This window comes from Saccharopolyspora sp. ID03-671, assembly GCF_045278815.1.
In the GTDB taxonomy this organism is placed as follows: Bacteria; Actinomycetota; Actinomycetes; order Mycobacteriales; family Pseudonocardiaceae; genus Saccharopolyspora; species Saccharopolyspora ipomoeae.
In genome coordinates, this window is record NZ_CP134054.1 from 5,865,618 (window position 1) to 5,891,395 (window position 25,778).

A 25,778-nucleotide genomic window follows, 5' to 3' on the forward strand; every position below is an offset into this window, starting at 1 on the left:
CCGCTCACGCCTGCTTGGCGTTGCTCAGGCTGCGTCGAGCAGCTGCGACAACGGCTTCGGTGGTGATGCCGAACTGCTCGTAAAGGGTCTTGTAGTCGGCCGAGGCACCGAAGTGCTCCAGCGACACCGACTCACCGGCGTCCTTGACGAACCGGTGCCACGGCATGGCGATGCCCGCCTCGACCGAGACGCGGGCCTTCACCGAGCTCGGCAGCACCGACTCGCGGTAGGCCTCGTCCTGGGCGTCGAACCACTCGACGCACGGGAACGAGACGACGCGGGTCGCCACGCCCTCGGCTTCGAGGGTCTCGCGGGCCTCGACGGCCAGCTGGACCTCGGAACCGGTGGCCATCAGGATCAGCTCCGGCTCGCCGTTGGCGGCGTCGGCCAGGACGTACCCGCCCTTGGCGACGCCCTCCTGGCTGGTGCCCTGAAGCGTCGGAACGCCCTGGCGGGTCAGCGCCAGGCCGGCCGGGCCGGTGGGGTTCTCCAGGATCGCCTTCCACGCGGCAGCGGTCTCGTTGGCGTCCGCCGGGCGGACCATCGAGAAGCCGGGGATCGCGCGCAGCGAGGCGACGTGCTCGATCGGCTGGTGCGTCGGGCCGTCCTCGCCCAGGCCGATGGAGTCGTGCGTCCAGACGAAGATCGACGGGACCTTCATCAGCGACGCCAGGCGCACCGCGGGACGCATGTAGTCGCTGAACACCAGGAAGGTGCCGCCGTACGGGCGGGTGCCGCCGTGCAGCGCGATGCCGTTGAGGATCGCGCCCATCGCGTGCTCGCGGATGCCGAAGTGCAGCGTCCGGCCGTACGGGTTGGCCGACCAGGCGTCGGTGGAGATCGACTCCGGGCCGAACGAGGGCTGGCCCTTCATCGAGGTGTTGTTGCTCTCGGCGAGGTCCGCCGAACCGCCCCACAGCTCGGGCAGCACGTCGGCCAGCGCGTTGAGGACCTCACCGGAGGCCTTGCGGGTGGCGACGCCCTTGCCGTCGGCCTCCCAGGTCGGCAGCTTGTCGGCCCAGCCGGCCGGCAGCTCGCGGGCGGTCAGCCGGTCCAGCAGCTCCTTGCGCTCCGGGTTGGCGGCGGCCCACTTGTCGAAGGAGGCCTGCCACTCGGCGCGGGCCTTCTTGCCGCGCTCGACGACCTCGCGGGCGTGGTCGAGCACGTCCGCGTCGACCTGGAAGGACTGCTCCGGGTCGAAGCCCACGGCCTTCTTGACCTCGGCGACCTCGTCGGCACCCAGCGCGGCGCCGTGCGCCTTGCCGGAGTTCATCTTGGTCGGCGCCGGGAAACCGATGACCGTGCGCAGCACGATCAGGGTCGGGCGGGCGGTCTCGGCCTTGGCGGACTCGATGGCCTCCAGCAGGCCCTGCACGTCCTCGCCGCCGTCGACGGTGATGACCTGCCAGCCGTAGGACTCGTAGCGCTTGGCGGTGTCCTCGGTCAGGGCGATGCCGGTGTTGTCCTCGATGGAGATCTCGTTCGCGTCGTAGATCACCGTGAGGTTGCCCAGCTGCTGCACGCCGGCCAGCGAGGACGCCTCGGAGGTCACGCCCTCCTCGATGTCGCCGTCGGAGGCGATCACGTAGATGTGGTGGTCGAACGGGCTCTCACCCGCAGCGGCCTCCGGGTCGTACAGACCGCGCTCGCGGCGCGCGGCCATCGCCATGCCGACCGCGGTCGACAGGCCCTGGCCCAGCGGGCCGGTGGTGGTCTCCACACCCTTGGTGTGCCCGTACTCCGGGTGACCCGGGGTCAGGGAGCCCCACTTGCGCAGCTGCTTGAGGTCCTCGACCTCCAGGCCGTAGCCGGAGAGGAACAGCTGCACGTACAGCGTCAGGCTCGAGTGCCCGGCCGACAGCACGAAGCGGTCGCGGCCGATCCACTCCGGGTCGGTGGGGTCGTGCCGCATGACGCGCTGGAACAGGGCGTAGGCGGCGGGCGCGAGGCTCATGGCCGTGCCCGGGTGGCCGCTGCCGCAGTTCTCCACCGCGTCGGCGGCGAGGACGCGCGCGGTGTCCACGGCGCGCTGATCCAGCTCGGTCCAGTCGTTGGGCAGTCGCTTGGTCGTCAAGCGGGCAAGGTCGTCGGTGACGGACACGGACGCAGCTCCAGTTTTCCTTCGGCGGTATTTCCCTCAACGCGGCGAACGGTCCGCTGGACCGATTCGAACCGCAGTTATCCCTCGTCCGTCGGGCAGCCTAGTCTCCTGCGATCAGGCGCCCGGCGGCCCGTTTGAGTAACGGTGTCGCCCCACTGCTGAACCAGCCTCGACCTGCGAGAACCGTTCCTCGAACGGTGGGGGAGCCGGCGATTCGTCGACCAGCGTGCACCAGATCCGGGCTTCGTGCTCACGGGCTGCCGGGGAGAACGCGGCTGATCGCCGAACGATTCCACCTTAGCTCGTCAGGGGCGTGAACAGGGGCACTCGCACCCGCGCGCGACCGCCTTCTGTAGCGCGACTACTATTGGTTAACGGTTCTGTTCCGTTCTTCGGGGAACCGGCAGGAGCGTGGTCGGCAAGTGCGGGGAGTGTCATGTCGTCGGTGAGCGCAGCGTCGTGACCACCACCGCCGAACTCACCCGTCAGCCCGCTCGCAAGGTCGCTGACCTGCTCAAAGCCTATCTGAGCCTGGTCAAGCCCCGGGTCATCGAGCTGCTGCTGGTCACCACCATCCCCGCGATGATGCTCGCCGTGCGCGGGATCCCGTCGCCGTTCCTGGTCCTGGCGACGCTCGTCGGCGGCACGATGGCCGCCGGCAGCGCCAACGCGCTGAACTGCGTGGTCGACGCCGATATCGATCAGGTGATGAAGCGCACGCGGGCCCGGCCGCTGGTGCGCCACACCGTGTCCAACCGGCACGCGCTGGTGTTCGGCATCGCGCTGGGCGTCGGCTCGTTCCTGGTGCTGTGGGCGTCGACCAACCTGCTGGCCGGGGCGCTCGCGGTGGGCACGATCCTGTTCTACGTCTTCATCTACACGATGGTCCTCAAGCGGCGGACCGCGCAGAACATCGTGTGGGGCGGCGCCGCGGGCTGCATGCCGGTGGTGATCGGCTGGGCCGGGGTGACCGGCCGCGTCGACTGGCCCGCGCTGGTGATGTTCGGCGTCGTGTTCTTCTGGACGCCGCCGCACACCTGGTCGCTGGCGATGAAGTACAAGGACGACTACGAGCGCGCGGGCGTGCCGATGCTGCCCGTGGTGGCGCGGCCGGTCGCGGTGTCCCGGCAGATCGTGCTGTTCACCTGGCTGATGGTGGCCTGGACGCTGCTGCTGGTCCCGGCCGCGGGCTGGCTCTACGCGGCCTTCGCCGCGATCACCGGCGCCTGGTTCCTCGTGCTGGCCCACCGCCTCCACGCCGCCACCAAGCGCGGCGTCCCGACCAAGCCGATGCGGCTGTTCCACATGTCCAACACGTACCTGATGATCGTGTTCGTGGCGCTGGCCGTCGACTCCGCCCTGAGCCTCCCGGTCCTCGGCTGGCCCTGGTAGGCCGCCCCGCTCGCGCGAGGCGGCCCGACCGGTCAGCGCGAGGCGTGCGTCAGGGCAGGATGAGGAGCTTGCCGGTCGTGCGGCGGCCTTCGAGGTCCTCGTGGGCCCGGCGGGCTTCGTCGAGCGAGTAGGTGCCGCCGATGCGGAAGTCGATCGTGCCCGAGGTGATCCAGCCGAAGACCTCGCCCGCGCGCCAGTCCAGCTCGTCGCGGCTGAGCAGGTGGTGCCCGAGCGACGGCCGGGTCAGGAACAGCGAGCCGCCGGAGTTCAGCCGCTGCGGGTCGAACGGCGGGACCGGGCCGCTGGAGGCGCCGAAGAGCACCAGCGTGCCGCGCGGGCGCAGGCTCGCCAGGCTCGCGTCGAACGTCGTCCTTCCCACGCCGTCGTAGACCGTCGACGCCGCGCGCCCGTCGGTGAGGTCGCGGACCTCGGCGGCCACGTCGGCGTCCGTGTACCGGATGATCTCGTCGGCTCCGGCCGCGCGCGCCAACCGCTCCTTCTCGTCGGTGGACACGGTGCCGATGACGTTGGCGCCCTTGTGCTTGATCAGCTGCGTGAGCAGCAGGCCCATCCCGCCGGCGGCCGCGTGCACCAGCGCCGTCTCGCCCGTGGACACCTCGTGCGTGGAGGTGATCAGGTAGTGGGCGGTCATGCCCTGCAGCATCGCCGCGGCGGCGGTGCGGTCGTCGACGCCGTCCGGGACCTTCACCGCGGAGGCCGCCGGGACCAGCGCCTTCTCGGCGTAGCTGCCGGGAGCCATCGCCCACGCGACCCGATCTCCGACGGCGAACCCGTCGACGTCCGGGCCGACCGCGGCGACCGCGCCCGCACCTTCGGAACCGGGCGTGAACGGCAGCTCCATCGAGTAGATGCCGCTGCGCTGGTAGGTGTCGATGAAGTTGACCCCGGCTGCGGCGACGTCGACCAGCAGCTGGCCCGGTCCGGGTTCGCCGAGCTCGACCTCCCCGAGTTCGAGGACCTCGGGACCGCCGTTGGTCGCCACCCGAATCGCGCGCATGTGTCTCTCCTTCGCAGGGCTTTCGTCTCGGCCGTCAGGGGCAACGCGACGGCTCCCGCCGATCATCCCGTCCCGGTCCATCCTCGGGCTTCGGCGGTCCGGGCGCCCGAGATCGAGTGTCGTGCACTACCGACCGGTTCTGCCGCGGGGTGAATGGTGTTTAGGATCCCGGCATGACAGCCGAGAAGGACACCGAGCAGAGCACCGCCCCCACCCCGAAGGCCCTCTCCGTCGCGAAGGCCTTCGTCGCCGACCACGGCGGGTCGGCGCGAGCGGTGGTGGAGAACATCGGCCGTGCCGGCGCCCGCGTGGTGCTGATCGGCGAGGACGGCCGCCTCGGCGACGTCATGGTCACCAGCCCCACCGTCGGCGAGGCCCTGGTCGAGGCCGTGGACGGGCTGACCGCCTGCGAGTGGGACGCCGAGACCACCGCCGCGCTGAAGATCGGTGCCGCGCACCGCCGCAAGATGGCCGGTCCGCGGGCTCGCTGACCTGGGGCCCGCCGACCTGGTCCTTTCCGGACACGCCGTCCGCACGGCTGGTCGAGATCATCGCTGTGGTTTATGTTTTCAGCGGAAACTGAACTCGATCTGGAGGGAGGCGGCGTGTCCGAGGAGTACCTGCAGCGCACCGACCGACCGGCCATGTCGGAGTGGATCGAGCAGATGGCGGCCCACTTCGAAGCCACCGAGGGCATGCCGCTGATCGCCGGTCGGATCCTGGCGTTCCTGCTGATCTGCGACCCGCCGGAGCGCACCGCCACCGAGCTCTCGCACGCGCTGGCCGCCAGCACCGGCTCGATCAGCACCAACGTCCGGCTGCTCATGCGCCTGGGCGTCGTCTCCAAGACCACCCGGCAGGGGCGCGAGGCCGCGCTCTACCAGGTGGAGGAGGACCGCTGGCCCGGCCTGGTCCGGCAGCGCATGGAACGCGTCACCGACCTCGAAGAGCTCACCGCCTCCGGCCTGCGCATGTTCAGCGGCCAGGGCGAACGGGCCCGGAGGCTCCGCGCGGTCAACGAGTTCTACAAGTGGCTCGCCGGCGAGATGCCCGAGCTCTGGCGCCGCTGGGAGCGCGAGGGCAAGCGCAACCTCCGCTTCTGACCCCCACTCGACCTCCCCTCGTGTCGGCGCAGTTTTCATGAAAACTTCCCTCCTCCCCGGAACGGGAGGTTTTCATGAAAACTTCGACCCTCCTGAGGGGAGAGCGTTTTCCGCGAGGTCTCGTGGTTCCTGGGACGGGGAAGTTCTCATGAAAACTTCGGGTCCCGTGGGGTCGGGAGGTTTTCATGAAAACTGTGCCACCACTGGAACCGGGTTAGACCGTTGCTGGGGATTCCTGGGGTTCTGGGACTTCTGGGTGGGGGAGGGGGCCTCGGTTGCGGGACTCGCCCCAGAGGACGGCGGTGGTGATGATGACGCAGGTGGCCGCCGCGACGTGGAGGACGACCAGGATCTCCGGGACGCCGAGGTAGTACTGGACCGAGCCGATCGCGCCCTGGACCAGGACCATCACGCAGGCGGTGATGTAGGCGCGGATCAGCGCCTTGGTCGGGCGGGCCGAGCGGAGCCAGACGCCGAAGACCGCGAGCAGCAGCACGTACGCCATCACCAGGACGCCGTGCAGCTGCACCAGCGAGGCGACGGCGAAGCCCAGCCGCGGCGTGTCCGGGTCACCCGCGTGCGGTCCCGCGGCGGTGACCAGCGTGCCCGCCAGCAGCACCGCGGCGGTGACCACGACCAGCGCGACCAGCAGGCGGCGCATCGGGCGCGTGACGATGCCCAGCGGCGCGCGGTCGCCCTCGGTGGTGGCCTTGACCAGGATCGCGGCCAGCCAGATCAGGGTCGCCGAGGCCATGAAGTGCACCGAGACGCTCCACCAGGCCAGGTCCACCAGCACCGTCATGCCGCCGATCACGGCCTGAGCGACCACGCCGAGCGGCATGATCAGCGCCAGGCCCACCAGGCGCTTGCGGTGGGGGCGGCTGCGCCACGCCGCGAGCAGGCACGCCAGCGCGATGAAGCCGACGACGCCGGTGAGCAGCCGGTTGCCGAACTCGATCGCCTGGTGCAGGGCGGCGACCTCCGCGTGCGGGACCGGGACCATGCTGCCCGGGAAGCACTGCGGCCAGGTCGGACACCCCAGCCCGGAGCCCGTCACGCGGACGGTCACCCCGGTCACCGAGATCAGAGCCTGCGTCACCAGCACGGCGATCGCGAGGATCCGCACGGTGCGCGGGGACGGGCGGGAGATCCAAGTAGGTAGCGCCACGAGGCAATGGTATTCCGCTGCTCGAATCGTCCCGCCCGCAGGTCACGCAGGTGACGACTCGGTCACGAGAAGAGGTTCATCGGCAGCGCCCCCGCCTCGACGAGGGCCTTGCTGAGCTTGCCGCCCTTGCCGATGAGGGAAGCGGTGCGCTCCTCGCCGAGGTGCCGCCACGGGGGCATCGCGATCTCGTCGGTGCGCACCTCGATGACCTCGCGGAAGTCCTTGCCCGCGTCGGTGAGCTCGCCGTCGGCGGTGACCAGGCCGCGCGCGGCCAGCTGCTCGGTCGCCTCCGCCCACTCCTGCTCGGACCACTCGCGCAGGGTGCGCGCGGCCTCCGGGGTGAACCCGCCGCGCATGGTGCTGTGCAGGACCAGCGACTGGATGCCGGAGATCCCGGCGTCCTGCAGGGCGGCGATGTGGCCGTCGCCGCGGAACTCGCGCAGCAGCGTCAGCGCGTGCCACAGCTTCAGGTGCGGCACCTCGGGCCAGTCCAGGTCGGCGTGCCCGGCGTAGAGCGGCTTGCCCTCCGGCAGGCAGCCGTCGGAGGCGATGCGCGCGAGTTCGGCGGCCTCGGCGACGTCGTCGGAGGCCAGCACCTCGTCACCCAGCAGCCGGTGCAGCGCCGCGTCGACGGCGTCCAGCCGCGCGTCCAGGACCTGCGCGGGGGAGGCGATGTCCCAGGCGGCCGGGATCGACTTGGCGACCGACACGGGGTTGAAGTTGTAGAAGGTCGCGGCCACCACGCCCGGACCCACCGGACCCATCGCGGCCGACCGGCCCGCGTAGTAGCTCATCCGCCCGGGCTTGAGACCCAGCTTGGTGAACCGGTCTTCGGCCTCCGGCGCGAAGTAGATCATCGAGTGGAACAGTTCTAACGCGGCCTTCGCCTGGCGAGCGATCTTGGTCATGCCCGCAGCTTAAAAGGATGCCTGTGGTCTTGTTGCTTGGCGGTGCGGGAAGCGGAACCTCAGACGCCTTCTGGCTCCGGGATCCGAGGCTTGTGTATGCCAATACACGACACGTCGGCTGTCCTCCCCGGAAGACGTCTGAGAACCCGCGGCGGTGCGGGTTGCTCAGGTGGGGTGAGGAGGAAGCACCTGCGGTGCTCGCCTGACGTCAAGTCAGGCGAGTGGTGCGGACCGCGGTGGCTCCGCAGGCGACGCCCCAGGCGAGCAGGACGAGGATCGGCTGGGCGCCCGGCAGCGAGCTCTGGACGAGGACGGCGTCGAGGGCTTCGGCCAGCGCGCCCGAGGGCAGGAAGCCGGCGATGTCGGCCAGCGCGCCCGGCAGGTCGGCGGCCGGGAGGGCGAGGCCTCCGGCGAGCAGCAGGACGAACCAGATCGCGTTGGCCAGCGCCAGGATGATCTCCGGGCGCAGCGCCCCTCCGACCAGGACACCGGCCGCGCCGAACACCAGCGTGCCCAGGACCAGCAGGACGACGCCGGGCAGCAGCCCGGACAGGGCCGGGGACCAGCCGAGGAACAGCGCCGTCACGCTCAGCACCAACGCCTGCAGCGCCACCACCAGCAGCGTCGCCAGCACCCGGCCGGAGATGAGCGTCCAGCGCGGCAGGGCGGTCGCCGACAGGCGCTTGAGGACGCCGTAGCGGCGGTCGAAACCGAGCGCGATGGCCTGGCCGGTGAACGCCGTGGACATCACGGCCAGCGCCAGGATGCGCGGCATCACCGAGTTCACCCGGGGCTCGGGCAGGTCGCCGATGTGGACGGTGCTCATGCCGATGAGCAGCGCGATCGGGATGATCAGCGTCAGCAGGGCCTGCTCGCCGTGCCGGACGATCAGCAGCGTCTCGATGCGGGTCTGCGCGGCCAGCATCCGCAGCGCGCGGCCCCGTCCGGGAGCGGGGGAGAAGGTTCCGGCGGGGAACCGGTCACCGAGCTCGGCGGTCACGATCGAAGCTCCCGTCCGGTCAGGTCCAGGAAGACGTCCTCCAGGCTGCGGCGGGTCACCCGCAGCTCCTGGGCCAGCACGCTGTGCTGGGCGCACCAGGCGGTCACCGTGGAGACCACCTGCGGGTTGATCTCGCCGCGCACCACGTAGTCGCCGGGGCGCAGCTCGTCGGCCTTGTAGCCCTCGGGCAGCGCGGCCAGCAGCAGGTCCAGGTCCAGGCCGGTCTGCGAGCGGAACCGCAGCTCCTGCTTGCCGTCGGCCGGTGCGGTGAGCTCCTCGGCGGTGCCGTCGGCGACCGCGCGGCCGTGGTCGACGATGACGACCCGGTCGGCCAGCGCCTCGGCCTCGTCCATCAGGTGCGTGGTCAGCAGCACGCTCACGCCGTCGCGGCGCAGCGCGGCGACCAGCTCCCACACCAGGCGGCGGGCCTGCGGGTCGAGCCCGGCGGTGGGTTCGTCGAGGAACACCAGCTCGGGGCGGCCGACCAGGGCGCAGGCCAGCGACAGCCGCTGCTGCTGGCCGCCGGAGAGCCGCTTGTAGGAGGTCCGGCGCACCGATTCCAGGCCGAGCACCTCCAGCAGCCAGGCCGGGTCGAGCGGGTCGGCGGTGCAGGCGGCGACGAGGTGCAGCATCTCCTCGGTGCGCACGCCCGGGTAGGCGCCGCCGCCCTGGGGCATGACGCCGATGCGCGGGCGCAGCTGCTCGCCCTGGGAGTGCGGGTCGAGGCCCAGGACGCGGACCTCGCCGCGATCGGGGCGCTGGAAGCCCTCGCAGATCTCCACGGTGGTGGTCTTGCCCGCGCCGTTGGGCCCCAGCAGCGCCAGGACGCTGCCGCGCGGCAGGCTCAGGTCGAGGCCGGCGACCGCGGTGGTGTCCCCGAAGCGCTTCTCCAGCCCGCGCAGCAGGACGGCCGGACTCTCGTTGCTCACGGATTCACAGCCTATTGCTTGACCTGGCGCACTCGGCCGAGGGTGGGCCGGATGGCGGGCATCCGGTGCCTCACCAGCGCCACCGTGATCGCGAAGGCGATGATCGCGGCGATCACGGCGAGCGGGATCTGGTACGCGCGCAGCACGAATCCGGCGCCGGTGGGCGGGATGAGCAGGGACACCGCGGCGCAGATCGCGGTGGCGGTGTGGCGGAAGCGGGAGTTGTTGGTCGACAGGGCCAGCGGCACCACCGACCACAGCAGGTACCAGGGCCACAGCACGGGCACGGCCAGCGCGAGCGTGAGGTAGGTGGCGCCCATCGCGACCAGCGGCTGTACGCGGCCGCGGAAGGACAGCCACAGCATCCACAGGCACACCGCGGCCACGATCACGTAGCCGATGAGCTTGGTGATGACCAGCATCGCGTCGGTCTGGTTGCCCAGGCCCAGCAGCGTGGAGATCCCGCCGCCGGTCATGCCGAACGCGGTCAGCGGGGCCATGAACGTCTTGACCCGGTTGGGCACGTCGAAGGTGTCGATCCAGCCCAGGCCCCAGCCGCTGCCGACGGTGATCACCGTCATGGTGGCCAGGAACACGGCGCCGAGCAGCGCGCCGACGCGGAACAGCTCGCGCCAGCGCCCGCCGCGGATCACCACCAGGCAGATCCCGAAGAATCCGAGCGCGATCCAGCCCGGCGGTTTGATCGCCCCGGCGATGGTCAGCAGCACGCCGGCGGCGATGGTGCCGGGCGTGGTCTGGTGGCGCAGGCCCAGCTCGATGGCGGCGAGCATGATGCCGACCATCAGGGCCTCGTTGTGCATGCCGCTGATGACGTGGAACAGCACGATCGGGTTGGCGACGCTGAGCCACAGCGCGGCGGCCGGGTGCACGCCGCAGCGGCGGGCGAGGCGGGGGATCGCCCAGATCGCCAGCGCAAGGCCGCAGAGCATGACCAGCCGCCAGATCAGCACGCCGAAGATCACGTTGTCGCCGATGATGCGGGAGATGAGCTGGCCGAACATCAGGAACAGCGGCCCGTACGGGGACGGGGTGTCGCGCCAGATGTTGGGCACGTTGCTGGTGAAGGGGTGGTCGACGCCGAGTCCGATGAGCGGGCTGACCAGGTAGGGGTTGAAGCCGCGCGCGGCGACCTCGCTCTGCGCGAGGTAGCTGTACATGTCGGTGCTGAACAGCGGTGGGCACAGGGCCAGCGGCAGCGCCCACATGGCGGCGGTGCGGGCGAGCTGGCCGACGCCGAGGACGCGCTCGCGGCCGGGTCTGCACAGCAGTCCGAGCCACAGCCAGGCTGCGACGATCATGAGCATGCCGAGCCAGCAGATCGCCATCGCCACGGTGGGCATCCGGCTGAGCAGGCCGAGGAACCGGGCGCCGTAGATCGGGTTGATGACCGGGTTGGCCCCGGCTCCGAACGCCCCGGCGGCCAGGATCAGCGATCCGGTGGTGCCGAAGCGGCGGATGTGGTCGAGCTGCCTCCGCTCGGCGTGATCGAGCGGCTCCGTGCTGGTCCGCTCGGGTGCCTCCGACCCGGGGAGCAGCATCGTCTGGTCCGTCGTTTCGCCTGCAGCCACGGCTCCGCAGCGTAATGGGGTGAGTCAGATCACGTGTCCGCCCCGTGCCCCTGGTGCGTGCGATCGAAATAGGTAACATTCGTGTTGTGAAAAAGGTCGGGACGTCGCAGCCGACCGCAGCCGCCGCCGAGACGGGCCCTGCGGGCCAGTCCGGCACGGCTGCGCAAGGCGACGGCCGGACCCGTCACACGGTTGCGCGGTTGCTGCTGGAACGGGGGCCGATCACCGCTGCTGCGGTGGCCGACGAACTCGGGGTCAGTCCCACCGCGGTGCGCCGGCACTTGGACGTGCTGGTCGCCGAGGGCGAGGCCTACACCCGGGAGTCCTCTCCGCGCGGCCGTCGGGGCCGTGGCCGACCCGCCAAGCTCTACCTGCTCACCGAGCCGGGCAGGGCGAGGTTCGGACACGCCTACGACGACCTCGCGGTGGCGGCGCTGCGGTTCATCGCCGAACACGAAGGGGAACAGGCGGTGCGCGAGTTCGCGGAACGGAGGATGGCCGCTCTGGTGGCCAACCACCGGGACGCCCTCGTGGCCGCTCGGACCCCGGCCGAGCGCGCGGAGGTACTCGCCGACGCGCTCTCCCGGGAGGGCTACGCTGCCTCGGCGCGCAGCGTCGGAAGCGGCGAGCAGCTCTGCCAACACCACTGCCCGGTGGCGCACGTCGCTGCGGACTTCCCGCAGCTGTGCGAAGCCGAGACGGCGGCGTTCGCCGAAGTCCTCGGCACCCACGTGCAGCGGCTGGCCACGATCGCGAACGGTGATGCGGCCTGCACCACGCACGTACCAACCGCGCGGTTGACGGATCCGGATCAGCACGATCCGGATTCCGAACAGACCTCTGCCGGTTCGGTCCCGAAGGACCGGCAGAACACCGCCCCGATTCCTGCTGGAGGGGAGTCCGTATGACTGCCGCTGCGGAGCAGCGCAATCCCACCACCGCATCCGATGGTCAGCTCACCCAGGAAGAAACCCTGGCGACGCTGGGCAACTACGAATACGGCTGGGCTGACACCGACGTCGCGGGCGCGGCCGCCAAGCGCGGTCTGTCCGAGGACGTCGTGCGCGACATCTCGGACAAGAAGAGCGAGCCCGAGTGGATGCTCGAGACGCGCATGAAGGCGCTCAAGCTCTTCGACCGCAAGCCCATGCCCAACTGGGGTGCGGACCTGTCGGGCATCGACTTCGACAACATCAAGTACTTCGTGCGCTCCACCGAGGAGCAGGCCCAGACCTGGGAAGACCTGCCCGAGGACATCAAGAACACCTACGACAAGCTGGGCATCCCGGAGGCGGAGAAGCAGCGGCTGGTCGCGGGTGTCGCCGCGCAGTACGAGTCCGAGGTCGTCTACCACCAGATCCGCGAGGACCTGGAGGCCCAGGGCGTCCTGTTCCTGGACACCGACACGGCGCTGCGCGAGCACCCGGAGATCTTCAAGGAGTACTTCGGCTCGGTCATCCCGGCCGGTGACAACAAGTTCTCCGCGCTCAACACCGCCGTGTGGTCGGGTGGCTCCTTCATCTACGTGCCGCCGGGCGTGCACGTCGACATCCCGCTGCAGGCCTACTTCCGGATCAACACCGAGAACATGGGCCAGTTCGAGCGGACGCTGATCATCGTCGACGAGGGCGCCTACGTGCACTACGTCGAGGGCTGCACCGCGCCGATCTACTCCAGCGACTCGCTGCACTCGGCCGTCGTGGAGATCATCGTGAAGAAGGGCGGCCGCTGCCGCTACACGACGATCCAGAACTGGTCGAACAACGTCTACAACCTGGTGACCAAGCGGGCCAAGGCCGAAGAGGGCGCCACCATGGAGTGGGTCGACGGCAACCTCGGCTCCAAGGTCACCATGAAGTACCCCTCGGTGTTCCTGATGGGCGAGCACGCCAAGGGCGAGGTCCTGTCCGTCGCCTTCGCCGGCGAGGGCCAGCACCAGGACGCCGGCGCGAAGATGGAGCACCTGGCGCCGCACACCTCCTCGACGATCGTCTCCAAGTCGATCGCCCGCGGTGGTGGCCGCACCTCGTACCGGGGTCTGGTCAAGGTCGCCAAGCGCGCCCACCACTCCTCGTCGAACGTGAAGTGCGACGCGCTGCTGGTCGACACCATCAGCCGCTCCGACACCTACCCCTACGTGGACGTGCGCGTCGACGACGTGACCATGGGCCACGAGGCGACGGTGTCCAAGGTCAGCGATGACCAGCTGTTCTACCTGATGCAGCGCGGTCTGACCGAGGACGAGGCGATGGCCATGATCGTCCGCGGCTTCGTCGAGCCCATCGCGCGCGAGCTGCCGATGGAGTACGCGCTGGAACTGAACCGACTGATCGAACTGCAGATGGAAGGGGCCGTCGGCTAACGATGAGCACCACCGAAACCGACGCCCAGCAGCACGGGCTGACCGAGCACTCCCACGGGGGGCCTGTCGTTCCGCAGGCCTCCCGCGGGGAGCGCTTCCGCTCCTACGACGTCGAGGCCTTCGAGGTCCCGGGCGGTCGCGAGGAGGACTGGCGGTTCACCCCGCTCAAGCGCCTGAAGGGCCTGCACGACGGCTCCGCCACCGCGACCGGCAGCATCAAGGTCGCGGTCACCGGTGAGGCGACCGTGGAGACCGTGGGTCGCGACGACGCGCGCATCGGCCAGGGCGGCGTGCCCGCCGACCGCGTCGCGGCCCAGGCGTGGAGCTCCTTCACCGAGGCCACCGTGGTCACCGTGCCCAAGGAGACCAAGCCCGAGGGGCCGATCACCGTCACCATCGACGGCCCCGGCGCGGACCAGGTCGCCTTCGGCCACCTGCAGATCCACGCGGAGCAGTTCGCCGAGGCCGTCGTGGTCCTCGACTACCGCGGCTCCGGCACCATCGGCGACAACGTCGAGTTCGTCGTCGCCGACGGCGCCCAGCTGCGGGTCGTGTCCATCCACGACTTCGCCGACGACGCCACGCAGGTCAGCTCCGAGCACGCCACCCTCGGCCGCGACTCGGTGTTCCGCCACTTCGCCGTCACCCTCGGCGGCGACCTGGTGCGCGTGAACACCACGGTCAACTACGCGGACAAGGGCGGCGACGCCGAGCTGCTCGGCCTCTACTTCGCCGACGCCGGCCAGCACCTCGAACACCGCATGCTGGTCGACCACAACGTGCCCAACTGCCGCAGCAACGTCCTGTACAAGGGCGCGCTGCAGGGCGACTCGGCCCACTCGGTGTGGATCGGCGACGTGCTGATCCAGGCCGCGGCCGAGGGCACCGACACCTACGAGCTCAACCGCAACCTGGTGCTGACCGAAGGTGCGCGGGCCGACTCGGTCCCGAACCTGGAGATCGAGACCGGCGAGATCGAGGGAGCCGGCCACGCCAGCGCCACCGGCCGGTTCGACGACGAGCAGCTGTTCTACCTGCAGGCCCGCGGCATCCCGCAGGACCAGGCCCGCCGCCTGGTCGTGCGCGGCTTCTTCGGCGAGCTGCTGCAGAAGATCAACGTCCCCGAGGTGCGCGAGCGCCTGGAGGCCGAGATCGAGGAAGAGCTCGCCGTCGTCGGCGTCTGACGCCACGTCGATTCCCAGACCTTCGGTACCACCACACCAGGAGAACGAGAAGAAATGGCCACCCTGGAGATCAAGGACCTGCACGGTTCGGTCCTCACCGAGGAAGGCGCCAAGCCGATCCTCAAGGGCGTCAACCTGACCATCGATTCCGGTCAGATCCACGCCATCATGGGCCCCAACGGCTCCGGCAAGTCGACCCTGGCCTACGCGCTGGCCGGTCACCCCAAGTACCAGATCGACTCGGGCACGGTGCTGCTCGACGGCGAGGACGTCCTGGAGATGTCGGTCGACGAGCGCGCCCGCGCGGGCCTGTTCCTCGCCATGCAGTACCCGGTCGAGGTGCCGGGCGTGTCGATGTCGAACTTCCTGCGCACCGCGGCCACCGCCGTGCGCGGCGAGGCCCCGCAGATCCGGCACTGGGTCAAGGAGGTCAAGCAGGCGATGTCCGACCTGGACATCGACCCGTCCTTCTCCGAGCGCAGCGTCAACGAGGGCTTCTCCGGCGGTGAGAAGAAGCGCCACGAGATCCTGCAGCTGGACCTGCTGAACCCGAAGTTCGCGGTGCTCGACGAGACCGACTCCGGCCTGGACGTCGACGCCCTGCGCGTCGTCTCCGACGGCGTCAACCGCTTCAAGGAGAAGGGTGACAAGGGCGTTCTGCTGATCACCCACTACACCCGGATCCTCCGGCACATCACCCCGGACCGCGTGCACGTCTTCGCCGACGGCAAGGTCGTCGAGACCGGCGGTGCCGAGCTCGCCGACGAGCTCGAGGCCAACGGCTACGTGCGGTTCACCGGCAAGAAGGAGGCGGCCGCCCAGTCATGACCCAGCAGCCTCCTCGCACCACTGGTGCGAGCACCCCACTCGATGTCGCGGCTGTCCGCGCGGACTTCCCGATCCTCGGGCGCACCATCCGCGACGGCAAACGCCTGGTCTACCTCGACTCCGGGGCGACCTCGCAGCGGCCGCGCCAGGTGCTCGACGCGGAGCGCTCCTTCCTGGAGACCTCCAACGCCGCCGTGCACCGCGGCGCGCACCAGCTGGCCGAGGAGGCCACGGACGCCTACGAGGGCGCGCGGGAACGCATCGCGCGCTTCGTCGGCGTCGGGGATGACGAGGTGGTGTTCACCAAGAACGCCACCGAGGGCGTGAATCTCGTCGCCTACGCCATGAGCAACGCCGCGACGGCCGGGGCGGAAGCCGAGCGCTTCCGCCTCGGCCCCGGCGACGAGGTCGTGGTGACCGAGATGGAGCACCACGCGAACCTCGTGCCGTGGCAGCAGCTGTGCGAGCGCACCGGTGCCACGCTGCGCTGGTTCGGCGTCACCGACGAGGGCCGGTTGGACACCTCCGACGTGGCCTCGGTGATCTCCGAGCGGGCGAAGGTCGTGGCCTTCACCCACCAGTCCAACGTGCTGGGCACCGTCAACACCGGCGAGGAGATCATCCGCCGCGCCCACGAGGTGGGTGCGCTGACCGTGCTCGACGCCTGCCAGTCGGTGCCGCACGCGCCGGTGGACTTCAAGGCGATGGGCGTGGACTTCGCGGTGTTCTCCGGGCACAAGATGCTCGGCCCGTCCGGTGTCGGCGTGCTCTACGGGCGCCGCGAGCTGCTCGACGGGATGCCGCCGTTCATCAGCGGCGGCTCGATGATCGAGCTCGTGCACATGGAGCGCTCCACGTTCGCCCCGCCGCCGCAGCGGTTCGAGGCGGGCGTGCCGATGACCTCGCAGGTCGTCGGGCTCGGCGCGGCCGTGGACTACCTCACCGAGGTGGGCATGGACCGGGTCGCCGCCCACGAGCACGCGCTCACCGAGACCGCGCTGCGCGAGCTCGGCGCGATCGAGGGCGTGCGCATCATCGGCCCCACCAGCACCGAGAACCGCGGTGGCGCCGTGTCCTTCGTGATCGACGGCGTGCACCCGCACGACGCCGGCCAGGTGCTCGACGATCAGGGCGTGGAGGTCCGGGTGGGACACCACTGCGCCTGGCCGCTGCACCGGCGGATGGGAATTCCGGCGACCGTTCGCGCGTCGTTCTACCTGTACAACGAACTGGACGAGGTCAAGGCGCTGGTGGACGCGGTGCGCGAGGCGCAGCGCTTCTTCGGCGTCGCCTGAACCGCCGAGGACTGGCGCACATGCAGCTTGAGCAGATGTACCAGGAGATCATCCTGGACCACTACCGCAACCCGCACCGGCACGGACTGCGGGAGCCGTTCGACGCCGAGTCCTTCCAGGTCAACCCGACCTGCGGGGACGAGGTGACGCTGCGGGTCCGGTTGACCGGCGAGGGCGAGAGCGCGAAGGTCGAGGACGTCTCGTACGCGGGGCAGGGGTGCTCGATCAGCCAGGCGGCGGTGTCGGTGCTGACCGACCTCGTCGTCGGCAAGCCGCTCAAGGAGGCCCTGGAGACCGAGGCCGCCTTCAGCGAGCTGATGCACGGCCGCGGCAAGGTCGAACCCGACGAGGACGTGCTGGAGGACGCCATCGCCTTCGCGGGCGTCGCGAAGTACCCGATGCGCGTCAAGTGCGCGCTCCTGGGCTGGATGGCGTTCAAGGACGCCGTCTCCCGCGCGTGAGTCCGGTGCCAACAGACTTTCAGGAGGCAAAGTGAGCGACGAGACCCAGGTGCAGGACGAGGCGCGCACTGCCGACGCCCTGCCCGAGCAGGCCGCCCCGGCCGCCGAGGTCGCCAAGCTGGAGGACGTCGAGGAAGCTCTCCGCGACGTCGTCGACCCGGAGCTGGGCATCAACGTGGTGGACCTCGGTCTGGTCTACGACGTGCGGGTCGAGCAGGACAACTCCGCCACGGTGGACATGACGCTGACCTCGGCGGCGTGCCCGCTGACCGACGTCATCGAGGACCAGGCCCGCGCCGCCCTCACCGGCGGACCGGGCGGTGGCATCGTCTCCGACTTCCGGATCAACTGGGTTTGGATGCCCCCGTGGGGCCCGGAGAAGATCACCGAGGAGGGCCGCGAGCAGCTCAGGGCCCTCGGCTTCACCGTCTGAGGACTTCAGCGAGGACGGTTCTTCCTCGAATCGACCGGGCAAAACGGACTTTGATCACGGGTGATTCGGACTGGAACCGTCCCCTGGCAACGCAGAAGCCCCCGGTTCCCTCTTTGGGAGCCGGGGGCTTCTGCGCTGCTCAGAACCGCTCGTGGTGCATCTGCTCCGGGTCTTGGGTGGGGAAGCCGTGGGGCGGGGATGCCGGGGGCGGCGGGTACGCCGGAGGCGGCGGGGGTGCTTGAGGGGGGAACATCGGCGGGGCTCCGGCCGGCGGCGGGGGTGCCGGGGACGCTCCCGCGACGTGGCCCCGGAGGACTTCGACCCGGTCCGAGCCCGGTCTCGACATCACCCAGCTGGAGCCGGTGAGCTGCTTCGCGGAGCCCTTGAGCGGGGCGAGCTTGCTGGAGGCCTCGTCGTAGTCGGCGACCGTCTGCGTGGTGCACACCAGCGTCGCCAGCGACAGCGTGACCTCGGTGTCGCCGACGGTGCGGGTGGTGCCCAGCACCGCGTCGGCCAGCGGCACGAGGTCGTCGAGGTCGGAGACCAGCAGGAAGTCGTCGCCGCCGACGTGGCCGACCTGCACCGACGACAGCGAGGCCGCGGCGTCGGTGAGCCCGCGGCCGATCGAGCGGATCAGGTCGTCGCCCGCGGAGAACCCGGCGTTGTCGTTGACCGACTTGAACCCGTCGATGTCCAGCCAGCTCACCGCGAAGATCTCCTCGGCGGCGATGCGCCGGGCCACGTCGCGGGCGATGGCGTCGCTGCCCGGCAGCCGGGTCAGCGGGTTGAGCGCGGCGGCCTCCTCGACCTTCATCTCCGCCATGCCGCGGATCAGGTCGCCCGCCCGGACCGCGCCCAGGCAGCGACCGGCCTCGTCGACCACGATCGCGTCGTCGTACATCCGGTACTGGTCGGAGCCGGTGACCATGCTCAGGGCCTCCATCGCCGTGGTGGCGGTGGTGACCACGCGCGGATCGTCGGCCAGCCGCGAGGCGGGGCGCTTGGCGTGCAGCGCGTGCCCGTAGGGGCCGGTGACGGCGAGCAGGAAGCGGTTGCGGTCGATGGTGTGCTGCGGGCGGTTGTGCTCGTCGACCAGCACGACGCCGCTGATCTCGGTGTGGTCGGCCAGCACCTCGCGGACCTTGTCGGCGGTGGCGTCGATGGACAGCATCGTCGCGGGGGAGAGGAACTCGGTGACGCGCGGGCCGCTGGCGATGGTGTTGATCGACGGCGCGTGCGGGTCGGTGACCTCGGCGGCCACGCCGGGCACGGTGCTGGCCGTGGGCGGCCTGCGCCCGGCCGGTGCCAGCAGGTTGCCCTGCACGAGGCGGACGCCGTTGCGGCGCAGCGAGTTGAGCTGGCGGTCGCTCTCGACGCCCTCGGCGACCAGCAGGCTGTCGGTGGACTCGCACAGGTGCCGCACGGACTCGACGACGGCGGCGCGCGCCGGGTCGTCGGGCAGGCCGTGCACGACGGCGCGGTCGAGCTTGATGGTGGCGGGCCCGATGTCGCCGATGAGGGTCAGCGGCACGTCGCCCTCGCCGACCCCGTCGAGGGCGATCTGGAAGCCGTCCGAGCGCAGCTTGCCGATGCTCTCCAGCAGCTGGTCGGTGTCGATCCGGCCGAACGGCGGACCGATCTCCAGGGTGACCTCGTGCTCGCGCCTGCCGACCTCGCGCAGCTTCTCGCGCAGCAGCTCCAGCCGCTCGCGGTCGTGCACGACGGTGCCGCCGAAGAGGTTGAGGTGCAGCGGGAGCAGCGATTCGTGGTCCGCGGCCGCCTGCACCGCCTTGACCGCCAAGTCCACATCGAGTTCGGTGAGCCGTCGCAGCCGCGCCGCTTCCCGGAACAGGTCCTGGACGTGCGCGCCCGCCGGTCTGGCCAACGCCTCTATCGCGACGATGGCACCGGTCTTGATGTTGATCAATGGCTGGAACGCGAAGCGCACTTCGTCCACCAGCGCGAGCACGGAGTCGATGTTGCCGCGACTCATGCTTCTCCAGCGACCGTGTTCACGATCTGTTCACCGACATCTCAGCTCCTCCTCGTCGGCGGAGCGCCGCCATTCCCGTCGACCAACTTAGCGTGCTTGAGCAGGGTGGAACATCAGTCGGGCGAAGCCCGCTCCGCACGCGGCACACCATTTCGAATCGACTCGGTCACCCTGCGTGGACGACGGGCAAAGCCTATCGGGTAGCGCCTTGCACGCTGCGTGAACGTTCAATGAATTGGGCGACTCGAAAAACCCGCGTTGTGATTCTCACGTCGCAACCCGAGAAGCGGATGACAATTCACCGCTTTTCGTGCTGGTGAATAACGACGAGATCAACTTCCGCCGAGTCCGTGCCGCGCGGCCGGATGCCCCAGCGACATCCCGCCCAGCACGAGGCGACGGCGGATGCTCCACGGTACGCGCGCGAAGAGGGCCGACATGGCGCGGGCCGTGCCCGTCGAGGTGCCCTCGCCGGCCAGGAACTCCACCCGGTGCGGCTCGGGCAGCGCGAAGAACGCCTCGAAGAACTCCGGCACCAGCTCCGGCGGCAGCGACAGCAGCGCGCGCAGCGACCGCATCCGCAGCACGTGCGCGGTCATCGCCTCCGTCGGCCACAGCACCTGCCAGCCCGCCCGCGCGGCGGTGGCGGGCCCGGTGGTGAGGCCGCCGCTGAGCGCCGCCGCCAGCCACGGCGCCGAGCGCAACGCCCGCGCCACGCTGAACCCGCTGGCCGGGTGCACGAACCCGGCCGCGGCGCCGAAGGGCACCACGCGTCCCGGGCGGGGCAGCGGATCGTCGACCGGGAACCGCACCCGCTCCTCGTCCAGCCGCGCCTCCGGGTCGATCCCGGCGTCGGTCAGCCGCCCGGCGAGCCTGCGGCGCAGCAGCGCCAGCGGCAGGGCCGGGCGGCGCGCCAGGGAGGTCTCCTCCAGCAGCACGCGGTCCGCGCCCAGCCGCACCGCGTAGAGGAACGTCGGCCAGCCGCCCCTGGTGCGCGGCGCCGAGCGCCAGTCCATGAACACGCCCTCGCCGGGGCCGCACAGCGGCTCGGCGGTGGCGGAGTCGACGACCCAGCCGACCGCGGTCTGCTGCGCGGGCGGGTGCGCGGGACGCCCGCCGCAGAGCGTGCGCGCGGGTCCGGTCGCGTCGACGACCACCCCGGCGGCCAGCCGCCTGCCGTCCTTGAGGACCACGGTCGAACCGGTCGGACCGTGCTCGGCGGCCACGGCGCGGCCGGTGATCTCGGTGATGTCCCCGCGCCACAGGTGCTTCCACAGCGCGGTGTTGTCCAGCACCGCGTACGGCCGGTGCCACACGTGATCGCCGGTGCCGCGCAGCCGCATCCGGTCCATCACCGTCGAGGACGCCGCCACGTCGGGCGGCAGCTCGTCGGCCCAGGAGCCGAAGGTGCTCGCCCAGCCGCTGCGCGGCGCCGGATCCACCAGCGCCACGGTCATCCCGGCATCGCTGCAGGCCGAGGCGGCCGCCCGACCCGCAGGTCCGGCGCCCACCACCACGACATCCGCCACCCGAACATTCGATCACGCCCGCCGGGGGCGGCGCGGGGTGGCTGCCCGATAACGTGAGGCGCATGCAGCAAGTGCCAGCACGCGCCGCCCGCCGCAGCGACAGCACCGGGCGCACCATGCCCGGTGACCTGGCCGCGAGCCCGTTCCGCGCCGACCGCGACCGGATCTCGGCCTCGGCGTTCTTCGCCCGGCTCGGCGGGGTCACCCAGGTCGTCAGCCCGTCCGGGTCCGGCCTGCTGCTGCACAACCGCCTCACCCACAGCCTCAAGGTCGCCCAGGTCGCGCGCGCCATCGCCGAGCGGCTGCTGGCCGATCCGGTCAGCCGCGCCAAGGTCGAGGAGCTCGGCGGCCTCGATCTCGACGTCGTCGAGGCGGCTGGACTCGGCCACGACCTCGGGCACCCGCCGTTCGGGCACCTGGGGGAGAGCGTGCTGGACCGGCTGGCGCGGGAGCGCTTCGCGCTGCCGGACGGCTTCGAGGGCAACGCCCAGACCTACCGCGTGGTGACCCGCATCGACGTGCGCGGCACCGAGGGCAACGGGCTGGACCTGACCGCAGCCGTCCGCGCCGCGCTGCTGAAGTACCCGTGGACGCGGCACTCGGCGGTGCCGCACGAGCCCGAGCGGCTGCCGCGCGGCGCCTCGGAACCGGCGGAGCTGCCGGGCACCGGGGCGGCGAAGTTCTCCGCCTACAGCACCGAGCTCGACGACCTCGTGGACGCGCGGACCCCGTTCGACAAGACCGTCCCCGAGTGGCAGCAGACCGTCGAGGCCTCGGTGATGGACACCGCCGACGACATCGCCTACGCGATCCACGACCTGGAGGACTTCCACCGAGTCGGCATCCTGCAGTTCACGACCGTGCACCACGAGCTGCAGGAGTGGCTGGGCCGCTGCGTGGAGTTCGCCGCCGAGGACGAGGTTCGCCCCGGCGATCCGCGGCCCGGCGCGTCGCTGGAGCTGCTGCGCCGCCGGTTGCACGACAAGGACGACTGGATCGCCGACGACGAGGCGTTCGCCGCCGCGGTGAAGAAGGTGCGCACGGACCTGGCGATCAACCTCCTCGAAAGGCCCTTCGACCGCTCCCAGCAGGCCGAGCAGACCGTGGTGCGCTTCTCCGGCGACTGGACCCGGCGGCTGGTCGAGGGCGTCCGGGTCGAGACCGAGATCGAACCGCGCTCGGGGCACGTGTCGCTGAAGCCGGACCAGTGGCACGAGGTGCAGGTGCTCAAGTTCGTGCACCGCCACTTCGTGCTGCAGCGCCCCGACCTGGCGCTGCACCAGCGCGGGCAGGACCGGCTGATCAGCAACCTGGTCGAGGCCCTCGACGGGTGGCTGGTCGACGAGGCCGAGGTGGCCCCGCACCGGCTGCGCGACCTGCTGGACCTGGCACGCCAGGAGTTCGACGAGCTGCCCGCCGCGCTGCTGCCCGAGGGCGTCGCGGTCTCGACGCTGGCCCGGGGCCGCGCGGTGATCGACTTCGTCGCCTCGCTCACCGACGACCAGGCCGCCGCGCTGCTGGAGGCCCTCTCGGGCCGCACCACGCAGCTGTGGAACGACACGTTCGTCCTATGAGCCGGGTCCGGGAGCTCGCGGGCGGCGGCCGCGCCGTGGAAGTGGCGCCGGACCGCGTCCAGGGCTGGTTCGAGCGCTTCGCGGCCAAGCACGACGGCGCCGCCACGACCCTGCTGCGACCGCGGCAGGTGCTGGTCACCGCCGGGGACGGCGCGACGGCGACCGTCGCCGTGCCCTTCGGGGAACTCCCGGAACCGCACGGCGAGCAGCCCGGTCTCGCGGTGTCGTCGCTGGTCGAGCACGTCTCGGCGACCCGCCGGATCGGCCTGGTGCTGGTCCGGCTCGGCGCGCACAGCGTCGGCGTCGCGGTGGACGGGGTGGTGGAGTCCTCCAGCACCGACCGGCACCTGGTGCACGGCCGGAACAAGGCGGGCGGCTGGTCGCAGCAGCGCTTCGCCCGCCGCCGCGAGGGCCAGTCGGCCCGCTCGCTGGCCTCGGCCGCCGACGCCGTGGCCCGGACGCTGCTGCCGGTGGCGGGAGAGCTCGACGGCCTCGTCCTCGGCGGCGACCACAAGGCGCTGCGGGCGCTGCGCGAGGACCGCAGGCTGACCGGCCTGCTGGACCGCGCCGAGCAGCGGGTTCTCGACGTCCCCGAACCCCGCCACGCGGTCCTCGACGACGCCGCCCGGCGGGCCGTCGCGGTCGAGATCGAGATCCGCGACGCGGGGTGATCTCCACCGCAGCGGAAATTCGCTGGATCCCGACCGGTACAGTTGAGGACGTGGTCAGCAAGCGATTCCTGGTGCGTTCCCGCGCCACCCCGCGCGTCGATTAGCACCCGCGCCCCGCACGCCCACCCGTTCTCGCCGGTGGGCGCACTCATGCCACGCAGACCACCTCGTCCCCGGAGTTCTCCTTGATCTCAGCCACCGGCCTGGAACTGCGCGCCGGTTCCCGCATCCTGCTCTCCGACGCCACCCTGCGCGTCCAGCCCGGCGACCGGATCGGCCTGGTCGGCCGCAACGGCGCGGGCAAGACCACCACGCTCAAGGTCCTCGCTGGCGAGGGCCAGCCGCACGCGGGTGACGTGACCAGCCGCGGCGAGGTCGGCTACCTGCCGCAGGACCCGCGCGAGGGCGACCTGACCGTCACCGCCAAGGACCGCGTGCTCTCCGCCCGCGGCCTCGACCAGCTGGTCCGCGACATGGAGAAGGCGCAGACCGCGATGGCCGAGCTCGTCGACGACCGCGAGCGGGACAAGGCCATCAACCGCTACGGCCGCTTGGAGGAGCGCTTCGGCGCCCGCGGCGGGTACGCCGCCGAGAGCGAGGCCGGGCGGATCTGCAGCAACCTGGGCCTGCCGGACCGGGTGCTCAACCAGCCGCTGAGCACGCTCTCCGGCGGTCAGCGCCGCCGCGTCGAGCTGGCCCGGATCCTGTTCGCCGCCTCCGAGGCCGGTCCGGGCGGCCGGTCGGCGACGACGCTGCTGCTGGACGAGCCGACGAACCACCTCGACGCCGACTCGATCAGCTGGCTGCGCGACTTCCTGAAGAACCACGACGGCGGTCTGGTGGTCATCAGCCACGACATCGACCTGCTGTCGGCGGTGGTCAACAAGGTGTGGTTCCTCGACGCGATCCGCGGCGAGGCCGACGTCTACAACATGGACTGGACCCGCTACCAGGACGCCCGCGCCGCCGACGAGAAGCGCCGCCGCCGCGAGCGCGCCAACGCCGAGAAGAAGGCCTCGGCGCTGATGACCCAGGCCGACAAGATGCGCGCCAAGGCCACCAAGGCCGTCGCCGCGCAGAACATGGCCAAGCGCGCCGAGAAGCTGCTGGCCTCGGCCGAGACCGAGCAGGCGGCGGAGAAGGTCGCCAAGATCCGCTTCCCGGACCCGGCGCCCTGCGGCAAGACCCCGCTCACCGCCGACGGCCTGTCCAAGTCCTACGGCTCGCTGGAGATCTTCAGCGGCGTCGACCTGGCCATCGACCGGGGCTCCAAGGTCGTGGTGCTCGGCCTCAACGGTGCGGGCAAGACGACCCTGCTGCGGCTGCTCGGCAGCCAGGAGACCCCGGATTCCGGCGGTGTCGTCCCAGGTCACGGCTTGCGCATCGGGTACTTCGCGCAGGAGCACGAGACGCTCGACCACGACGCCACGGTCTGGGAGAACGTCCGCACCGCCGCACCGGACGCCCCCGAGCAGCAGTTGCGCAACCTGCTGGGCACGTTCCTGTTCCAGGGCGAGCAGCTGCAGCAGCCTGCGGGCACGCTCTCCGGCGGTGAGAAGACCCGGCTGGCGCTGGCCGGGCTGGTCTCCAGCCAGGCCAACGTGCTGCTGCTGGACGAGCCGACGAACAACCTCGACCCGGCCAGCCGCGAGCAGGTCCTCGACGCGCTGCGCAACTTCACCGGCGCCGTCGTGCTGGTCACCCACGACCCGGGCGCGGTGGAAGCGCTGGAGCCCGAACGGGTCATCCTGTTGCCGGATGGCACCGAGGACCACTGGTCGGCCGATTACCTGGACTTGGTCCAGTTGGCGTAGCGCTCCGTGCACCCCGCCGGGTCGCTACTACGGATGGATTAGTGCATTCCGGTGATCGCCGCGCCCACATCTCGACCGATGGCCGATCTTTTTCCATGATCGCCTGGCGTTCGGGCCTTTCCTGTTCGATCATTGCGCTGACAGGGGTCGCGAGGCCCGACCTGCTCAGAGGGAAGGCGGGGACACCGTGGCTGAGCTGAAGAAGGGCGCGCGCATTACGGGAAGCGCGCGCGACAAGCTGGCCAGTGATCTGAGAAAGAAGTACGAGAAGGGGGCGAGCATCCGCGCACTGGCGGAGTCGACCGGCCGGTCCTACGGCTTCGTGCACCGGGTCCTGAGCGAATCAGGCGTGCAGTTGCGTGGCCGCGGCGGGGCGACCCGGTCCAAGAAGAAGTGAACTCGGCGGCCGACCGGCTCCGGTCGTGC

General features: G+C 70.9%; 23 protein-coding genes. 14 read left to right on the forward strand and 9 right to left on the reverse strand.

Translation table 11 applies throughout. The annotated features are described in order from the left end of the window. Positions 1-4 precede the first annotated feature (4 nt). The gene (gene tkt, locus REH65_RS27195; protein ID WP_406689666.1) at positions 5-2,074 is read right to left on the reverse strand and encodes a transketolase; all 2,070 of its coding nucleotides are present in this window, start codon (positions 2,072-2,074) and stop codon (positions 5-7) included. Positions 2,075-2,560: 486 nt separating this feature from the next. Between tkt and REH65_RS27200 the strand changes: the two genes are divergently transcribed. Further along, positions 2,561-3,493: a heme o synthase gene (locus tag REH65_RS27200; RefSeq protein ID WP_406689667.1), complete on the forward strand. Its 933-nt coding sequence runs from the start codon at positions 2,561-2,563 to the stop codon at positions 3,491-3,493. Positions 3,494-3,542: 49 nt separating this feature from the next. Here the strand turns inward: REH65_RS27200 and REH65_RS27205 are convergent, their stop codons facing one another. Then, positions 3,543-4,511, reverse strand: a complete 969-nt coding sequence (locus REH65_RS27205) for a quinone oxidoreductase family protein (RefSeq protein ID WP_406689668.1) — start codon at positions 4,509-4,511, stop codon at positions 3,543-3,545. A 173-nt stretch (positions 4,512-4,684) separates the two neighbouring features. Here REH65_RS27205 and REH65_RS27210 point away from each other — a divergent pair, with 173 nt between their 5' ends. Further along, on the forward strand, positions 4,685-5,002 hold the full coding sequence (locus tag REH65_RS27210) for a hypothetical protein (RefSeq protein ID WP_281453699.1): 318 nt from the start codon (positions 4,685-4,687) through the stop codon (positions 5,000-5,002). A 114-nt stretch (positions 5,003-5,116) separates the two neighbouring features. After that, the gene (locus tag REH65_RS27215; protein ID WP_281453698.1) at positions 5,117-5,614 is read left to right on the forward strand and encodes a transcriptional regulator; all 498 of its coding nucleotides are present in this window, start codon (positions 5,117-5,119) and stop codon (positions 5,612-5,614) included. A 214-nt stretch (positions 5,615-5,828) separates the two neighbouring features. Here the strand turns inward: REH65_RS27215 and REH65_RS27220 are convergent, their stop codons facing one another. From REH65_RS27220 to mptB, 5 genes are all read right to left on the reverse strand, one after another. Continuing rightward, on the reverse strand, positions 5,829-6,782 hold the full coding sequence (locus tag REH65_RS27220) for a COX15/CtaA family protein (RefSeq protein WP_406689669.1): 954 nt from the start codon (positions 6,780-6,782) through the stop codon (positions 5,829-5,831). Positions 6,783-6,844: 62 nt separating this feature from the next. Further along, positions 6,845-7,690: an SCO6745 family protein gene (locus REH65_RS27225; RefSeq protein WP_406689670.1), complete on the reverse strand. Its 846-nt coding sequence runs from the start codon at positions 7,688-7,690 to the stop codon at positions 6,845-6,847. Positions 7,691-7,898: 208 nt separating this feature from the next. Beyond that, a complete protein-coding gene (locus REH65_RS27230; protein ID WP_406689671.1) occupies positions 7,899-8,690 on the reverse strand; it encodes an ABC transporter permease in 792 nt (263 codons plus the stop codon). Beyond that, positions 8,687-9,619: an ABC transporter ATP-binding protein gene (locus REH65_RS27235; RefSeq protein ID WP_281453695.1), complete on the reverse strand. Its 933-nt coding sequence runs from the start codon at positions 9,617-9,619 to the stop codon at positions 8,687-8,689. The genes REH65_RS27230 and REH65_RS27235 overlap by 4 nt, the downstream gene beginning before the upstream one ends. 11 nt (positions 9,620-9,630) lie before the next feature. Continuing rightward, positions 9,631-11,208, reverse strand: coding sequence for a polyprenol phosphomannose-dependent alpha 1,6 mannosyltransferase MptB (mptB, locus tag REH65_RS27240; protein WP_406689672.1), 1,578 nt, complete (start codon positions 11,206-11,208; stop codon positions 9,631-9,633). Between the two features lie 86 nt (positions 11,209-11,294). Between mptB and REH65_RS27245 the strand changes: the two genes are divergently transcribed. The 7 genes from REH65_RS27245 to REH65_RS27275 are packed head-to-tail and all read left to right on the forward strand — an operon-like array spanning position 11,295 to position 17,771. Then, positions 11,295-12,116, forward strand: a complete 822-nt coding sequence (locus tag REH65_RS27245) for a metalloregulator ArsR/SmtB family transcription factor (RefSeq protein ID WP_281453693.1) — start codon at positions 11,295-11,297, stop codon at positions 12,114-12,116. Next, positions 12,113-13,570, forward strand: coding sequence for a Fe-S cluster assembly protein SufB (gene sufB, locus REH65_RS27250; protein WP_281453692.1), 1,458 nt, complete (start codon positions 12,113-12,115; stop codon positions 13,568-13,570). The genes REH65_RS27245 and sufB overlap by 4 nt, the downstream gene beginning before the upstream one ends. Positions 13,571-13,572: 2 nt before the next feature. Next, positions 13,573-14,754, forward strand: coding sequence for a Fe-S cluster assembly protein SufD (sufD, locus tag REH65_RS27255; protein ID WP_406689673.1), 1,182 nt, complete (start codon positions 13,573-13,575; stop codon positions 14,752-14,754). Positions 14,755-14,808: 54 nt separating this feature from the next. Beyond that, complete coding sequence (gene sufC, locus REH65_RS27260) at positions 14,809-15,582, forward strand: Fe-S cluster assembly ATPase SufC (RefSeq protein WP_281453690.1); 774 nt, start codon at positions 14,809-14,811, stop codon at positions 15,580-15,582. Beyond that, complete coding sequence (locus REH65_RS27265) at positions 15,579-16,877, forward strand: cysteine desulfurase (RefSeq protein WP_281453689.1); 1,299 nt, start codon at positions 15,579-15,581, stop codon at positions 16,875-16,877. Before sufC ends, REH65_RS27265 begins: the two co-directional genes overlap by 4 nt. 20 nt (positions 16,878-16,897) lie before the next feature. Next, positions 16,898-17,338: a Fe-S cluster assembly sulfur transfer protein SufU gene (sufU, locus tag REH65_RS27270; protein WP_093417153.1), complete on the forward strand. Its 441-nt coding sequence runs from the start codon at positions 16,898-16,900 to the stop codon at positions 17,336-17,338. A gap of 31 nt (positions 17,339-17,369) precedes the next feature. Next, complete coding sequence (locus REH65_RS27275) at positions 17,370-17,771, forward strand: metal-sulfur cluster assembly factor (protein ID WP_281453688.1); 402 nt, start codon at positions 17,370-17,372, stop codon at positions 17,769-17,771. 139 nt (positions 17,772-17,910) lie between these two features. Here REH65_RS27275 and REH65_RS27280 read toward each other — a convergent pair whose 3' ends face one another. Next, entirely contained in the window at positions 17,911-19,764 is a 1,854-nt protein-coding gene (locus REH65_RS27280; protein WP_406689674.1) for a GGDEF domain-containing protein, read from the reverse strand. Positions 19,765-20,096: 332 nt separating this feature from the next. Next, positions 20,097-21,293 (reverse strand): lycopene cyclase family protein, encoded by a 1,197-nt coding sequence (locus REH65_RS27285; RefSeq protein WP_281453686.1) that lies wholly within the window; start codon positions 21,291-21,293, stop codon positions 20,097-20,099. Between the two features lie 62 nt (positions 21,294-21,355). Here REH65_RS27285 and REH65_RS27290 point away from each other — a divergent pair, with 62 nt between their 5' ends. From REH65_RS27290 to REH65_RS27305, 4 genes are all read left to right on the forward strand, one after another. After that, on the forward strand, positions 21,356-22,867 hold the full coding sequence (locus tag REH65_RS27290) for a deoxyguanosinetriphosphate triphosphohydrolase family protein (RefSeq protein WP_406689675.1): 1,512 nt from the start codon (positions 21,356-21,358) through the stop codon (positions 22,865-22,867). Further along, on the forward strand, positions 22,864-23,538 hold the full coding sequence (locus tag REH65_RS27295) for an acVLRF1 family peptidyl-tRNA hydrolase (protein WP_406689676.1): 675 nt from the start codon (positions 22,864-22,866) through the stop codon (positions 23,536-23,538). Before REH65_RS27290 ends, REH65_RS27295 begins: the two co-directional genes overlap by 4 nt. A 185-nt stretch (positions 23,539-23,723) precedes the next feature. Further along, entirely contained in the window at positions 23,724-25,352 is a 1,629-nt protein-coding gene (locus tag REH65_RS27300) for an ABC-F family ATP-binding cassette domain-containing protein (protein WP_281453684.1), read from the forward strand. A gap of 187 nt (positions 25,353-25,539) precedes the next feature. Continuing rightward, positions 25,540-25,749 (forward strand): helix-turn-helix domain-containing protein, encoded by a 210-nt coding sequence (locus REH65_RS27305; RefSeq protein WP_093260265.1) that lies wholly within the window; start codon positions 25,540-25,542, stop codon positions 25,747-25,749. The last annotated feature ends 29 nt before the right edge of the window (positions 25,750-25,778 follow it).

Bases quoted from the DNA above. Each gene is read 5' to 3' on its own strand.
- REH65_RS27205 (WP_406689668.1), bottom strand. From the start codon at position 4,511: ATGCGCGCGATTCGGGTGGCGACCAACGGCGGTCCCGAGGTCCTCGAA.
- REH65_RS27210 (WP_281453699.1), top strand. From the start codon at position 4,685: ATGACAGCCGAGAAGGACACCGAGCAGAGCACCGCCCCCACCCCGAAG.
- REH65_RS27225 (WP_406689670.1), bottom strand. From the start codon at position 7,690: ATGACCAAGATCGCTCGCCAGGCGAAGGCCGCGTTAGAACTGTTCCAC.
- sufB (WP_281453692.1), top strand. From the start codon at position 12,113: ATGACTGCCGCTGCGGAGCAGCGCAATCCCACCACCGCATCCGATGGT.
- sufD (WP_406689673.1), top strand. From the start codon at position 13,573: ATGAGCACCACCGAAACCGACGCCCAGCAGCACGGGCTGACCGAGCAC.
- sufC (WP_281453690.1), top strand. From the start codon at position 14,809: ATGGCCACCCTGGAGATCAAGGACCTGCACGGTTCGGTCCTCACCGAG.
- REH65_RS27265 (WP_281453689.1), top strand. From the start codon at position 15,579: ATGACCCAGCAGCCTCCTCGCACCACTGGTGCGAGCACCCCACTCGAT.
- sufU (WP_093417153.1), top strand. From the start codon at position 16,898: ATGCAGCTTGAGCAGATGTACCAGGAGATCATCCTGGACCACTACCGC.
- REH65_RS27280 (WP_406689674.1), bottom strand. From the start codon at position 19,764: ATGAGTCGCGGCAACATCGACTCCGTGCTCGCGCTGGTGGACGAAGTG.
- REH65_RS27290 (WP_406689675.1), top strand. From the start codon at position 21,356: ATGCAGCAAGTGCCAGCACGCGCCGCCCGCCGCAGCGACAGCACCGGG.
- REH65_RS27295 (WP_406689676.1), top strand. From the start codon at position 22,864: ATGAGCCGGGTCCGGGAGCTCGCGGGCGGCGGCCGCGCCGTGGAAGTG.